This is a genomic window from Polaribacter marinaquae (assembly GCF_038019025.1).
GTDB classification, from domain to species: Bacteria; Bacteroidota; Bacteroidia; order Flavobacteriales; family Flavobacteriaceae; genus Polaribacter; species Polaribacter marinaquae.
Map to the genome: position 1 here is coordinate 1102963 of NZ_CP150496.1, position 15015 is coordinate 1117977.

Annotated in this window: 11 protein-coding genes; 6 read left to right on the plus strand and 5 right to left on the minus strand. The window is 29.5% G+C overall.

Annotation, left to right across the window (positions count from 1 at the left end; genetic code table 11):
* Nucleotides 1–72: 72 nt before the first annotated feature.
* Nucleotides 73–1668, minus strand: a complete 1596-nt coding sequence (gene aceB, locus WG950_RS05035) for a malate synthase A (RefSeq protein WP_340934555.1) — start codon at nucleotides 1666–1668, stop codon at nucleotides 73–75.
* A gap of 128 nt (nucleotides 1669–1796) precedes the next feature.
* On the opposite strand from aceB, the gene WG950_RS05040 reads away from it, so the two are divergent.
* From WG950_RS05040 to WG950_RS05055, 4 genes are all read left to right on the plus strand, one after another.
* Nucleotides 1797–3281, plus strand: a complete 1485-nt coding sequence (locus WG950_RS05040; RefSeq protein WP_340934556.1) for a helix-turn-helix domain-containing protein — start codon at nucleotides 1797–1799, stop codon at nucleotides 3279–3281.
* Nucleotides 3282–3320: 39 nt separating this feature from the next.
* The gene (locus WG950_RS05045) at nucleotides 3321–4949 is read left to right on the plus strand and encodes an acyl-CoA carboxylase subunit beta (RefSeq protein WP_340934559.1); all 1629 of its coding nucleotides are present in this window, start codon (nucleotides 3321–3323) and stop codon (nucleotides 4947–4949) included.
* Nucleotides 4950–5044: 95 nt separating this feature from the next.
* Nucleotides 5045–7138, plus strand: coding sequence for a phosphate acetyltransferase (pta, locus tag WG950_RS05050; protein ID WP_340934562.1), 2094 nt, complete (start codon nucleotides 5045–5047; stop codon nucleotides 7136–7138).
* 2 nt (nucleotides 7139–7140) lie between these two features.
* Complete coding sequence (locus WG950_RS05055; protein WP_340934564.1) at nucleotides 7141–8331, plus strand: acetate kinase; 1191 nt, start codon at nucleotides 7141–7143, stop codon at nucleotides 8329–8331.
* 47 nt (nucleotides 8332–8378) lie between these two features.
* Here the strand turns inward: WG950_RS05055 and WG950_RS05060 are convergent, their stop codons facing one another.
* A complete protein-coding gene (locus tag WG950_RS05060; protein WP_340934566.1) occupies nucleotides 8379–9536 on the minus strand; it encodes a T9SS type A sorting domain-containing protein in 1158 nt (385 codons plus the stop codon).
* A 160-nt stretch (nucleotides 9537–9696) separates the two neighbouring features.
* Between WG950_RS05060 and WG950_RS05065 the strand changes: the two genes are divergently transcribed.
* Both WG950_RS05065 and WG950_RS05070 read left to right on the plus strand, forming a co-directional pair.
* Complete coding sequence (locus WG950_RS05065) at nucleotides 9697–10413, plus strand: YebC/PmpR family DNA-binding transcriptional regulator (protein ID WP_077808730.1); 717 nt, start codon at nucleotides 9697–9699, stop codon at nucleotides 10411–10413.
* A gap of 243 nt (nucleotides 10414–10656) precedes the next feature.
* Complete coding sequence (locus tag WG950_RS05070) at nucleotides 10657–11922, plus strand: hypothetical protein (protein WP_340934569.1); 1266 nt, start codon at nucleotides 10657–10659, stop codon at nucleotides 11920–11922.
* Here WG950_RS05070 and WG950_RS05075 read toward each other — a convergent pair.
* The 3 genes from WG950_RS05075 to WG950_RS05085 are packed head-to-tail and all read right to left on the minus strand — an operon-like array spanning nucleotide 11919 to nucleotide 15009.
* Nucleotides 11919–13010, minus strand: coding sequence for an AMP-binding protein (locus tag WG950_RS05075; RefSeq protein ID WP_340934570.1), 1092 nt, complete (start codon nucleotides 13008–13010; stop codon nucleotides 11919–11921). The genes WG950_RS05070 and WG950_RS05075 overlap by 4 nt on opposite strands.
* The gene (locus tag WG950_RS05080) at nucleotides 13000–13968 is read right to left on the minus strand and encodes a CPBP family intramembrane glutamic endopeptidase (protein ID WP_340934572.1); all 969 of its coding nucleotides are present in this window, start codon (nucleotides 13966–13968) and stop codon (nucleotides 13000–13002) included. The genes WG950_RS05075 and WG950_RS05080 overlap by 11 nt, the downstream gene beginning before the upstream one ends.
* 3 nt (nucleotides 13969–13971) lie before the next feature.
* A complete protein-coding gene (locus WG950_RS05085; RefSeq protein ID WP_340934573.1) occupies nucleotides 13972–15009 on the minus strand; it encodes an o-succinylbenzoate synthase in 1038 nt (345 codons plus the stop codon).
* Between the last annotated feature and the right edge of the window lie 6 nt (nucleotides 15010–15015).

Here is a 15015-nt window from a genome sequence, read left to right on the forward strand (position 1 = left end):
TTTGTGTTGTTAAATAAGTTATTGTTAATAGCTTTCCCCTTAAAATGTTGCCGCATTTTTTGGGGCTTTTTTTTATATATATGTGTATGCTGAAAGCGTTAAAAACTCTTTATAATCTTTTGATAAAACTAATTGATCAAACAACTCTATTGCAAGTTTAAACTTACCATTTGTAAAATTCTCTTCGCCAACTAATTTTTTTAATTTCTCTACTTCTTCCCTTTTTAATAACTGATACATTGCCATATTAAAAGTTCTTCCGTCTTCAATTTTAACGTTATTGTGCAACCATAGCCAAACTTGCGTTCTCGATATTTCGGCAGTTGCAGCATCTTCCATTAAGTTATATAATGCTGCTGCACCATTTCCTCTTAACCAAGATTCTATGTATAAAATTCCAACGTTTATGTTTTTCCTAATTCCGTCTTCGGTAATTGTTCCTTTTGGCATTTCAACCAAATCTTTTTCTGAAACTTTTACATCACTTCTTTTAATATGAATTTGATTTTTAGTTGGCATATTTTTATTAAAAACATCCATGGCTACTTTTACCAATCCTGGATGCGCAACCCAAGTTCCATCATGACCGTTTTTTACTTCTTGCTCTTTATCATTAAACACTTTTGCAAAAGCAGCATCGTTTGCTTTTTCATCGTTTTTAATTGGAATTTGAGCTGCCATTCCTCCCATTGCATGCACATTTCTTTTATGACATTTTTGAATAACCAATAAAGAATAAGCTTTCATAAATGGAGAATTCATTGTTACCTGATCTCTATTTGGAACCATAAACCCCTTATGATTTCTAAACTTCTTGATGTATGAAAAAATATAATCCCAACGACCACAATTTAAACCTGCCATGTGATTTCTTAATTCATATATAATTTCGTCTAACTGAAAACTAGCTGTAATTGCTTCTACTAAAACTGTAGCTTTTATTGTTTTTTGCGGAATTGACAAATAGTCTTGTGCAAATACAAAAACATCGTTCCAAAAACGAGCTTCTAAATAATGCTCTAATTTTGGCAAATAAAAGTAGGTTGCAGAACCTTGTTCTTGTAATGTTTTTATATTATGAAAAAAGAACAATCCAAAATCAACTAAAGAACCCGACATCTCTTCACCAGCAATCAATAAATGCTTTTCATTTAAATGCAAACCTCTTGGGCGCACCAATAAAGTTGCAGTTTCTTCATTTAAAGAATATGTTTTATCTTTTTTCTCATTATAATATGAAATGGTTTTATTTATAGCATCACGTAAATTAATTTGCCCTCCTAAATTGTTTTCAATATTTGGAGAATTACTATCCTCAAAATCTGCCATAAATGTTTTTGCACCAGAATTTAATGCGTTAATCACCATTTTTCTATCAACAGGCCCCGTAATTTCCACTCTTCTATCTAATAAATCTTCAGGTAAAGGAGCACAAACCCAATCAGATTCTCTTACCTCTTTTGTTTCCTCTAAAAAAGAAGGGAAATTTCCTGCGTTAAAATATGCCTGCGAAACCTCTCTTTCTTTTAACAACTCCAATCTTCTAGAATTAAATTTGTTATGCAATTCAACCAAAAAAATCTTTGCCTCTAACGTTAAAACACTTTGATACTCTTCCTGAGAAAATCCTACAAATTTTATCTCTTTTAATGCTGTAGCTTGTTCCATATTTATATTTTTTTTGATTTTTATACTGCAATGATATAAAATATTTTTGAACGCCACAAGCGAACGTTCGCTAAATTTAAAAAAAAGATAAAATTTTAATATTCGCTAATAATGATTATCTTTGAAATATGATTATAGAAGACGAGTACATTAGACTGATTTTTGGCTTAAAACTTAAACAAATAAGGACAGATAAGAATTTATCTTTATTCGGTTTATCAAAATTATCGGGCTTATCAAAATCGTATTTAAACGAAATTGAAAAAGGAAAAAAATATCCAAAAACAGATAAAATTATCATTCTTTCTGAAAAACTAGATGTTCCTTATGATAATTTAGTTTCGCTAAAACTAGATAAAAACCTTGCTCCTATTGGAGAAATTTTACAATCTAAAATTTTAAAGGAAATTCCACTAGACTTATTCGGCATAAAAGAGAATAACTTAATTGATATTGTAGCAAATGCTCCTGCAAAAGTAAATGCCTTTATAAGTACAATAATTAAGATTGCTCAAAACTACAACCTAACTAGAGAAAGTTTCTTTTTAGCATCCTTACGCTCTTACCAAGAAGCACACAGTAATTATTTTGAAGATATAGAAAATGATGTAGAAAAATTTGCAGAGTCTTATCATTTAAACCTAAATAAAAGAATAACCTCTATTGATCTAGAAGACATTTTAACAGAAGAATACGGTTACACCATAAATGATAAAGAATTAAGAAAACATGAAAATTTAGGAGAATTAAGAAATATATTTATTCCACAAAAGAAAATACTTTTAATAGACAGCACTATTTCTGAAGCACAAAAAACTTTTATTTATGCAAAGGAATTAGCCTACAACTATTTAAATATTAATGACAGATTATTTACCTTCCCTTGGATAAAATTTGAAAACTTCGATCAAGTTTTAAATAATTTTATAGCTTCCTATTTTGCTGGAGCTTTAATTATTCCAAGAAAATCTTTAACTGAAAAACTAACACAATTCTTCTCTCTAAAAGAATGGAAACCACTTGAACTACATAAAATTATTAAACATTTTAATTGTTCTCACGAAACTTTCTACCAACGATTAACAAACATATTACCAAAGTACTACAATATAAAAAACCTGTTTTTTTTACGTTTTACTCATAAATTAAACTCACCAGAATTTAGATTAAATAAAGAACTACACATAACTCAGCAACAAGCGCCTCACGCTAACAGAAACAATGATCATTATTGTAGAAGATGGATTTCTATAAAAACAATAAAAGACTTAGAAAAATCTTCTAAAGAAAGACCAACATTTGGAGTACAAATATCTTCTTATGTTAATCAGAAAAACGAATACCTAGTTTTATCATCCGCAACAACTGACCCTTTTAAAGAAGACATAAACAGAAGTGTAAGTATCGGAATGTTATTATCTGCAAACCTTAAAAAGAAACTAAATTTCTTTAAAGAAGATACCTTTGAAAAAAAACTGGTAGGTGTTACTTGTGAAACTTGCGCTGTAGAAAATTGTACAGAAAGAACAGCAGAACCTTCAAGATTAGAAAAACAAGAAAAGTATAAAAAAATTGCAATTACAGTAGCCGAAATTATTAGTTCTTACAGTTAAAAAATTTCTTATTTTAGCACTCGCAAACAAAACAACTTTATGGATTTAAACTTCAATAAAAACGAAGATCACAATAAACTTTTAGCATCAGATTTACGACAACGTTTTGCCAAAGTAAAACTTGGTGGAGGTCAAAAACGTATTGACAAACACCATAGTAAAGGTAAAATGACTGCGCGTGAACGTGTTGAGTATTTATTAGATGATGATAAAAAGTCAATAGAAATTGGTGCTTTTGCTGGAGAAGGAATGTACGAAGAACACGGCGGATGTCCTTCTGGTGGTGTTGTTGTGAAAATTGGCTACATTAAAGGAAGACAATGCATTGTTGTAGCAAATGACGCAACTGTAAAAGCTGGAGCCTGGTTTCCGATAACTGGAAAAAAGAATTTGCGTGCTCAAGAAATATCTATTGAAAATAGACTACCAATTATATATTTAGTAGACTCTGCGGGTGTTTATTTACCAATGCAAGATGAAATTTTTCCAGACAAAGAACATTTTGGACGTATTTTTAGAAATAACGCCGTAATGAGCAGTATGGGAATTACACAAATTTCTGCCGTTATGGGAAGTTGTGTTGCTGGCGGCGCTTATTTACCAATTATGAGTGACGAAGCTTTAATTGTAGATAAAACAGCGAGTATCTTTTTAGCCGGAAGCTACTTAGTTAAAGCTGCAATTGGAGAATCTATAGACAACGAAACTTTAGGTGGTGCAACAACTCATTGTGAAATTTCTGGAGTTACAGACTATAAAGCTAAAGACGATAAAGACGCGTTAGATAAAATAAAATTTATTGTTGATAAAATTGGCGATTCAGACAAAGCTGGTTTTAGCAAGAAAGAAGCTTTTCCTCCAAAAGAAAATGAAGATGATATTTTCGGAATTCTTCCAAAGGAAAGAAATGCACAATATGATATGTTAGAAATTATCAAACGTTTGGTAGATAATTCTGAATTTGAACAATATAAAGAAGGTTACGGAAAAACAATTTTAACGGGTTACGCCAGAATAGATGGTTGGGCAGTTGGTATTGTTGCCAATCAACGTAAATTAGTAAAAACCAAAAAAGGAGAAATGCAGTTTGGTGGCGTAATTTATAATGATTCTGCAGATAAAGCTACTCGTTTTATTGCCAATTGTAATCAGAAGAAAATACCATTGGTTTTCTTACAAGATGTAACAGGTTTTATGGTAGGTTCTAAATCTGAACATGGCGGAATCATAAAAGATGGAGCAAAAATGGTAAATGCTGTTAGTAATTCTGTGGTACCAAAATTTACCATTGTTATTGGTAACTCTTACGGCGCTGGTAATTACGCAATGTGCGGTAAAGCCTACGACCCAAGATTAATTGCTGCGTGGCCTAGTGCTGAGTTAGCTGTTATGAGTGGTAATTCTGCAGCAAAAGTTTTATTACAAATAGAAACTGCCTCTTTAAAGAAACGAGGTGAAGAAATTACTCCAGAAAAAGAAGCCGAATTATTTGACAAGATAAAATCTCGTTACGATAAACAAATTTCACCATATTATGCAGCCGCAAGAATTTGGACAGATGCGGTAATTAATCCGTTAGATACTAGAACTTGGATTTCTATGGGAATTGAAGCAGCAAACCACGCTCCTATTGAAAAACAATTTAATATGGGAGTTTTACAGGTTTAATAACTTGTAATTATATCTAAATAAATAATAAATGACTAATATCACAATTAGTCATTTTTTTATGCCTTATTTTTGCAAAACAATACAATAAAAACATGAGTAAAGCTATATACATTGCTACTGTAGAGTCTGATAGTGGTAAATCTTTAATTTCTTTAGGTTTATTAAGAATGATGTTAACCAAATCTGCTAAGGTCGGTTACTTTAGACCTATTATAAATGAAATTGATGAAAATGGTTATGACGAACACACAAATACAGCGATAAATTTTTTCAACTTAGAAATAGATTATAAAGATTGTTTTGCCTACACGCAAAGTGAAGTTGTAGAACTTTTAAGTGAAGGAAAAGAAGATGAAGTTATACATCATGTTATAAAAAAATATAAAAAGCTAGAAGCTAATTATGATTATGTATTGGTAGAAGGTACCGATTTTTCTGGCGATGGAGGTTTTACAGAATTAGACGTAAACTTAATGATAGCCAAAAACCTTAACATTCCTGCGCTTATTGTGGGCTCTGGTAACGGTAAAAAGAAAAAAGACTTTATTAACACCATGCAATTATCTTACAATTCTTTTATAAATAAAGAAGTAGATGTTATTGGTATTGTTGCAAATAAAATTGAAGTAGATGAAGTTGATTATATTAGAACAGAACTAACAAATAGTTTTCCTAAAAAACTACAAATAGATATTATTCCTAAGATAGATTTTCTTTCTTTTCCAACTGTAAAAGAAGTTTTAAAGGCTTTAAATGGTCGTGTACTTTTTGGTGAACAATTTTTAGAAAATGCAATTGGCAGTTATAGTACTGGCGCAATGCAACTAAGAAATTATTTAACAAGAATTAAAGAAAACGCTTTGGTTATAACACCAGGCGATAGAGCAGATATTATTTTAGGCGCTTTACAAGCAAATGCTTCTAAGAATTATCCTAAAATTGCAGGAATTATCTTAACAGGAACATTAATTCCGGAAGAATCTATTATAAAATTGATAGAAGGTGTGCAATCTACTGTGCCTATTATTTCTGTTGATGGAGGTACTTTTGGTATTTCTAATAAAATTGGAAGTGTAAAGTCTAAAATATACGCAACACATAATAAAAAGATTCTTTTATCATTAGATACCTTTGATAAGTATGTAAATGCAGAGGGTTTAACAAATATCTTAACTTCACATAAATCTGACAAGTTAACACCTAGCATGTTTCAATATAACTTATTACAAAAAGCTAGAGTAGAAAAAAAACATATCGTTTTACCAGAAGGTGATGACGAGCGTATTTTGGCCGCTGCAGCTAGATTACAGTTGTTAAATATTGTAGACTTAACTTTACTTGGAGATAGAAATACTATTCAGTTAAAATGTGATCAAATAGGATTACAAATTAATTTAGATGAAATCAATATTTTAAATCCAGAAGATTCAATTCATAATAAAAGTTTTGCCAACACTTTATATCAATCAAGAAAACATAAAGGTATGACAGAAACTACTGCACTAGATTTAACTAGAGACGTTTCTTATTATGGTACTTTAATGATTATGGAAGGTTTAGCAGATGGTATGGTTTCTGGTGCAGTACATACAACAATGCACACCATAAAACCTGCATTGCAATTAATAAAAACAAAACCCGGAGTTTCTGTTGTTTCTTCTGTATTTTTTATGTGTTTATCAGATAGAGTTTCTGTGATGGGAGATTGCGCTGTAAACCCAAATCCAAATGCAGAACAATTGTCTGAAATTGCAATTTCTTCTGCTCAATCTGCAGAAGCTTTTGGTATAAAAGCTAAAATAGCAATGCTTTCTTATTCTTCTGGTAGCTCTGGTAAAGGTGAAGAAGTCGAAAAAGTTAGAAAAGCTACAGAACTTGTTAAGACAAAAAATCCTAAATTAAAAATTGAAGGACCAATACAGTATGATGCAGCGGTAGATATTTCTGTGGCAAGAACTAAAATGCCAAATTCTGAGGTTGCAGGACAAGCATCTGTTTTAATTTTTCCTGATTTAAATACCGGAAACAACACCTACAAAGCAATACAAAGAGAAACTGGCGCATTGGCAATTGGCCCAATGTTACAAGGCTTAAATAAACCTGTAAACGATTTAAGTAGAGGTTGCACTATTGATGATATTTTTAACACGGTTTTATTAACAGCAATTCAAGCAAATCAAAATTAATTATGAATATTTTAGTTTTAAATGCAGGTTCTTCTTCTTTAAAATATCAAGTTATTGAAATGCCAAACGAAACCGTTAAATGTGTTGGTTTGGTAGAAAGAATTGGTATGGAAGATGCTATTTTTACACACGAAAACAATCATCAAAAAACTACAGAAACTTTACCAATTTTAAATCATAAAGAGGGTTTACATAAAGTTGCAAATACCTTGTTAGATTCTAAAATAGGTGTAATTAATAATGTTTCTGAAATTAATGCAGTTGGTCATCGAGTTGTTCATGGTGGTAATAAATTTAACAAAACAACAATTGTTAACCAAGAAGTTAAAAACAGTATTAGAGATTTATATGACCTGGCTCCATTGCACAATCCTGCAAATTTAACCGGAATAGAAATTGCAGAAACTATTTTTACTTCTGCAAAACAAATTGCAATTTTTGATACCGCTTTCCATCAAACAATGCCAAAAGAGGCGTATCAATATGCTATTAAAAATTCTTTTTTAGAAGAAAATCATGTTAGAGCATATGGTTTTCATGGTACTAGTCATAAATACGTTTCAGAGAAAGCAATAGAATATTTAGGAAAAGAACATTCTAAAAATATTATAAGTATTCATCTTGGTAATGGTTGTAGTATGACGGCAATAAAAAATGGTAAATGTATTGATACTTCAATGGGTTTTGCACCATCTAATGGATTGATTATGGGCACTCGCTCTGGAGACATCGATCATTCTGTACTATTCTTTCTGATGAAAAAATTAAATCTGTCTTTAAAGGAAACATCAAATTTATTAAACAAAAATTCTGGTATGAAAGGGCTTACAGGTTTTTCTGATTTAAGAGAAATTTCTGAAAAAGCGATGAACGGAAATCAAGATTGTGAAAACGCTTTAAACCTAGCTGCTTATAGAATAAAAAAATATATAGGCTCTTATAATGCTGCTTTAAACGGATTAGATGCTATTATTTTTACAGCTGGTATTGGAGAAAATTCTGCTTTAATGAGAAAATTAGCATGCGACAATTTAGAAGCTCTAAGTATACAATTAGATCATGATAAAAATAGTATTCGATCTAAAGAAATTAGAGAAATACAAGCTAAAAAATCTAAAGTTAAAGTATTAATTATACCTACAAACGAAGAATTAGAAATCGCAAAGCAATCGTATCAATTATTAATTCAATAAAAGCCACGATTTTTTCAATAGAAAAAATCGTGGTAATATTAATATTTTTATTTTTTTACAATTTTTGTAGTTCCTATTTTTCCTTTTTCTGTTTCTATTTTTAAAACATAAACTCCTTTATTTAGGTTTTTAAAATCCAACTGATTTTGTGTAGTAGAAAGAACTCTTTTTCCTAAAATATTATACACGTTTAAATTCTTAATTCTAAAATTAGAATTATCAATAGTTAAAATATCTTTTACAGGATTTGGATATGTTTTAAAATCTGCAAGTAAAACATCTTTTACGCTTGCTGTAGCGCCATTATAAAGATATGTAGTTCTATAATTATCACTTGTTCTTGATAATATTTTATTAACGACACCATTAGAATTAGCTAGAAAATCTAGACCAGATTTATCTTTAAAAGGATGTGCATATGCAGACATTTGTTCGTTTAAGTCAAAAGCAATTGCTTCATTAGAAGCTACTACAAAAGCTCCATTTTCTAAGTATGATTCTTTTTCAACAACTATATTACCGTTAGCATCAAAAGTATTTTCTAATTTATAATCAGAAGCCCAAACAGAACCGTCCCAAGTTTGTGAATCTTCTAAAATAACTCTTTTATTAGCATCGTAAGTATATAAAGTTCTACTATCGTCTACCCAAGCACTACCATTCCAAGCTTTGTTTATAAAAGCACTAATAGTTCCATCAGAATTATAATTAATTGTAGTTTCAGAAGAGTCTTCATCAAAAACCCAAGCAGTTCCATTCCATTCATAACTTAGACCACCTGTAACTTTTCCGTTAGAATAGGTTAAATCAATTTTATAATCGTTAACCCAAGAATTGTTATCATATTCTTCATCTAGAATTTGTATAACATTTCCATCATTATTATAAGTGTATTTCGTTCTATATTGATAAGAAATTTGTGTTGTACCTGTTGTGTATGAAACGTATAAATAATTTGTTGCCTTATTATTAGCATTGTAGCTATAAGACTCTTCATAACTTTTTTCCCACTCTTGTGAAGTTGAATTCCAATAAAAACCAGTTTCTAAAATAAGGTTATTGTTTGAATCGTAACTAAATATGCTTTTATTATTATTTGCCCAAGCAGTTCCGTTATAAGATTCACTTAAACTAGAAGTTAATTTGTTTTGAGCAGACATTATTAATCCACAGAAAACAAAAAGTATAAGAGTAATTTTTTTCATAATTGATGGTGTTTTAGAATAGACATAAAGCTATCTTAAAAAGTTCACCAAAACAATACCTAATTATAGGTATATTTTAATCGTAATTGAAGTTTAAAATAATTGTAAAACAGACTTCAAATTTTTACATTTGTAGCTATAATTTTAAAGAAACAAAGAAATGGGTAGAGCATTTGAGTTTAGGAAAGCAAGGAAGATGAAACGTTGGTCTGCAATGGCAAAAACATTTACCAGAATTGGTAAAGACATTGTAATGGCTGTTAAAGAAGGTGGCCCAAACCCAGAAACAAATTCTCGTTTACGTGCAGTTATTCAAAACGCCAAAGCGGCGAATATGCCAAAAGATAATGTAGAACGTGCCATTAAAAAAGCAACAGATAAAGATACTGCAAATTATAAAGAAGTTTTATTTGAAGGCTATGCACCACACGGTATTGCAGTTCTTTTAGAAACGGCAACAGATAACAATAATAGAACTGTTGCAAATGTTAGAGCAGCATTTAATAAATGTGATGGAAACTTAGGTACTTCTGGTTCTGTTGTTTTTATGTTTGACCATACCTGTAACTTCACTTTGAAAAAAGAAGATATTACAATGGATATGGAAGAATTAGAATTAGAATTGATAGATTTTGAAGTTGAAGAAGTTTTTGATGATGAAGAAGGTGTTATTATCTACGCTCCTTTTGAGCAGTTTGGAGCAATACAATCTTTCTTTGAAGAAAATAATGTAGAAATTTTATCTTCTGGTTTTGAAAGAATACCAACTACAACAACTAAATTAACAGAAGATCAGCAAGCTGATGTAGAAAAGCTACTTGAAAAGTTAGAAGAAGATGATGATGTTCAAAATGTTTACCACTCAATGGAAATCTAAAATTTCGGCATAAGACAAAATAATAAAAGTCGTGATAATTAAATCACGACTTTTATTATTTTGTCTTATGCAATAAGTTCAATCCCCCAATCTTATTATTACATAGCTTATTCACTATTAGCACAAATATAATATACTTTTTTTAAAATGTTAAATTTTAACACAAACTTATCTACTACAAAATTAAAATAATAGCAATTTAACTACTATATTTGCATTACAACAAAATCTAAACCGCTTTAAATGAATGCATTAAGATGTAGGAAGAAATTAACTGTATTTTTATTATTATTTAATATTATTCTAATATTCTCTCAAGAGACTTTAATAAAAGATCAAGATTATTGGTTTTATTATGATAAAGGTTACCTAGAAAGTGATTGGACAAATCTAAAAAATCTAACTAATTGGCAGAAAGGGCTGACACCAATAGGTTACGGAGATAAAAAATTAACTACTACAATTAGCTACGGAGGTGATAAAGAAAAAAAACATATCACTAAATATTTTAAAAAAAATATAGTTATTGATGATGACTATATTGCTTATGAATTTAAGTTAAAAAGAGATGATGGTGCAGTAGTATATGTAAATGGCAAAGAACTCTTTAGAGATAATATGCCAAACATTACTATTGGAAAAACTACTTTAGCTAGCAGTACCACCAAAGGTGCAGAAGAAAAGAAATATTATCAACATTTTTTTGAAAACAATATTTTTGTAAAAGGTAAAAATACAATAAGCATCTCTATACATCAAGCTTATGAATATTCTAGCGATTGTATTTTCAGTTTAGAGTTAATTGGGCATAAAAACCCAGAAATTCTGTCTTTTGTACTTGAAAACAAAGATAGAACCAACAATGAATTATCAAATAAAATTGAGATTCTAAATTCTAAATTAGAACATGATAAAATTGCCATTCAAAAAGAGAGTTTAGAAAGCACCAATTATAACCTTAAAATTATAGTACTCTTAATAATAGTAATTTTTATTCTAGGAATTTTTGGTTATTATTTTACCCTATTAAGTTTTAAGAAAACAAATAAAGAGAAAAATAAAAAAATAGCCTCTCTAAAGAATAAAAACAATAATAGGGATAAAAAAATTATGATGTTAACCACAAATTTACTTCATAATAAGCAATACTTTAAAGAGATAAAAGCTGACATAAAAGGTCTTAAAACCGAAGATAAAAAAACAGTAAAAACAATTATCAATCAAATAGATAGTGTTTTAGAAAGAGATGAAGATTGGAAAACATTAACAGAACATTTTAATGCATTACACAACAATTTTTATGATAAATTAATTGAAAAGCATCCTAATATTACAGAGACAGAACTAAGGCACTGCATGTTTATAAAACTTCATATGCAAACAAAAGAAATTGCAAGAATTTTTATGATAGACCCTAGATCTGTGCAAACTGCTCGTTACAGAATAAAAAAGAAATTAAACTTAGAAGAAAGTGAGAATTTAAGAGACTATCTTTTAAATTTAGATTAGAGTTTTAATAAATTTAACGTTTTATTTCTTTGAATTTTACTAGATTCTGTATACATAAATTCTGGTAGGAAATAAATTTCTTTTGGTATTTCAAATTTGGTAAATAGATTTAAAGATTTTATTTTATTGACTATACCTTCTTTTTTTTCTGAAGTATTATCATCAGTATCTTCAATAATCAAAATTAATTTACTACCCAATAAATCATCTAAAATTCCTGCCACAAAAAAAGGTTTTTGTAATACTTTAACTAGCTTACTTTCTATTACTTCTGGCTGTAATTTCACTCCGCCAGAATTAATTACGTTATCAAATCTACCTAACCATTCAAATTGAGTATCAGAAATTAAACGAACCACATCATTTGTAAATAATACTTTTTCGCTAACTTTTACTGCATTAATTACCAAACAGTTTCTTTCATCAACATAAATAGTAACATTTGGCAAGGTTTTGTAAAAGTTTGATTGATTAAAATTGGTTTTTAATGTCGAAAAATTATTTAACTTTTTAACAGCAATATGTGTTATCGTTTCCGTCATTCCGTAGGTAGCAAAAACATCCGTAGAAACATTTTGCAGTTTTGCTAATAATGGGTTTGAAACTACACCACCACCAACAATAAGTTTACGTATCTTATCTAAATAATTGATAGAATTTTCTACTTGTAAAGGAACCATGGCAGAAAAATCGTAAATTTTAGAAACATTTTCTAAAGGATTTGAATTTGGTGTAACAATGTCTAAAGACCAACCTAAAGTAAGTGCTCTAATTAACATCATCTTACCAGCTACATAACTTGCGGGCAAACATAACAAAGCAGTTGTTTCTGCTTTTAAATTAAAATAATTACCTGTAGCTATAGCAGAATTAAACATTCTCTCTTTTTGAAGCTCTATGTTTTTGGGCTTTCCTGTAGAACCAGAGGTTTGTATGATTACTGAATTACTATCGGAAAACCATTCTTCTAGAAATAGAAAAACATCTTTAGAAATTTTAGACGTATAATTTAATAACTCTGCAGAATTGCTAAATGAGTATCCGTTTAATTGAAAGCTATTATGAATGTAATTCTTACTATAATTCATCTAAAACCCTATAATTTTCTTTTAAATTAACTGGTTTTGTTATTCGACCAGTCAACTTTTCTTTCCAATTAGACCAACCATATTTTTTTGAAAATAATAAAAGCATTAAAGGATATAAAACAAAAACAGGTAGAAACATCTCCCAAGTTACAGATGGTTCTGAGGTATCAATATACAAAGCATCTGTTTGAAAAACAGTCCAATCTGTAGTTATAAAAAAAGCAGCAGTTATGTTGTTGATTGCATGTAAACCTAATGCAATTTCAGTTCCATCATCCATTAAAGTTACAATACCATAAAACAAACCTGTACCAATGTAAAACACCATAGATATTTGCCCAAGTTTAGCAACTTCTGGATTTGCGCCATGTAAAAGACCAAAAACAACCGAGGTAAAAAGTAATGGTAACCATCTATTTTTTGCTAAAATACCCAAACCTTGCATTAAATAACCTCTAAACAACAACTCTTCTAAAGTAGTTTGAAAAGGCAGAAACAAAAAAGAAATTGCCAATAATATAAAAAATGGTTTCGGATTAAAATTCCAAGTAAAATTTTCTGGAGCTAATAAAATACCGATATAAGAAAGTACAATTGCTAAAATTCCCCAAACAAAAAATCCGTAGAAAAAACGTTTCCAATCGACTTTATCTCTACTTGTAATTAATGATTTAATTGTTCTTTTATGAATAAATTTAATACTGATAAACAAAAACATCAACCCTATAAAAAAGGTTAAAATCATTAAAAACAATAGTAAATTCTTGTCTAAGCCAGAAGTCATAAAATTGCTTTCTGCAAATTCTACAAATTCATTTATATCTTTTGATTGTGCCGCAACGGCCATGGCTAAAGGAATTATACCTAATATTTGCCATCCTAAGAAAACTAAAATAATTGTAAAAACCCAATGATACCATTCATTTTTACCTTTATATGCTTGTTGTATAAAATTCATTATTTATAATTTAAAATTCCATTTTACAGAATTATTATACCTTAAAGATCCATTGACAACCTCTAACGGACTTTCAAAATTATTAGTAAACAAACCACCAGTTCCTAAACCTTGCGGTAAATTATTTTGCAAACTAAACGTGTATTGCGCAATTGCATTTAAACCAATATTACTTTCTAAAGCCGATGTAATCCACCAATTTATATCTTTTTTTTCTGCTAATTCAATCCAAGTATCACTTCCCTTAAATCCGCCAATTAAACTTGGTTTTAAAATAATATACTGCGGATTCACTATATCTAGAACTTTTTTCTTTTCTTCTGTTGAAAAAACACCAATTAACTCTTCATCTAAAGCGATAGGTAATGGTGTTACATCACATAATTTAGCCATTTCTTCTAGTTGGCCTTGTTTTATTGGTTGCTCTATCGAGTGTAAATCTAATTCTGATAATTGCTTTAGCTTTTCTAAAGCTTCACCAGAACTAAAAGCCCCATTTGCATCAACTCTTAATTCTATTTCTTTAGAAGAGAACTCTTTTCTGATAGATTTTAAGAGATTCAATTCGGTTTTAAAATCTATCGCACCAATTTTCATTTTAATACAAGTAAAACCTGTTTTAAGTTTCTCTTCTATTTGAGTTTTCATAAAGGCTTTATCGCCCATCCAAACCAAACCATTAATCGATATCGATTTACTTCCTTTTGTAAATTCTGACGGAAACAAATTAAAACCATTACTACTTTCTAAGGATAAAAAAGCTTGTTCTAAACCAAATTGAATTGATGGATAAGTTGATAATTTGGTCAATAAAACCTCTAATCCTAAATGAATATTTTTACAAACCCAGTTAAGTCTTTCTTCGTAATCTGCAACATCATCTATACTCAACCCTCTAAACAATCCTGTTTCACCGAATCCTTTTTTACCATCTTTACTAAGAATAATAAACCAAGTTTCTTTAGTTCTTAAAACTCCACGCGATGTTCCGCTAGGGTTTTTAAAATTTAAAATATATTTTTTATAATCTGCTTTTATCAACTTAAA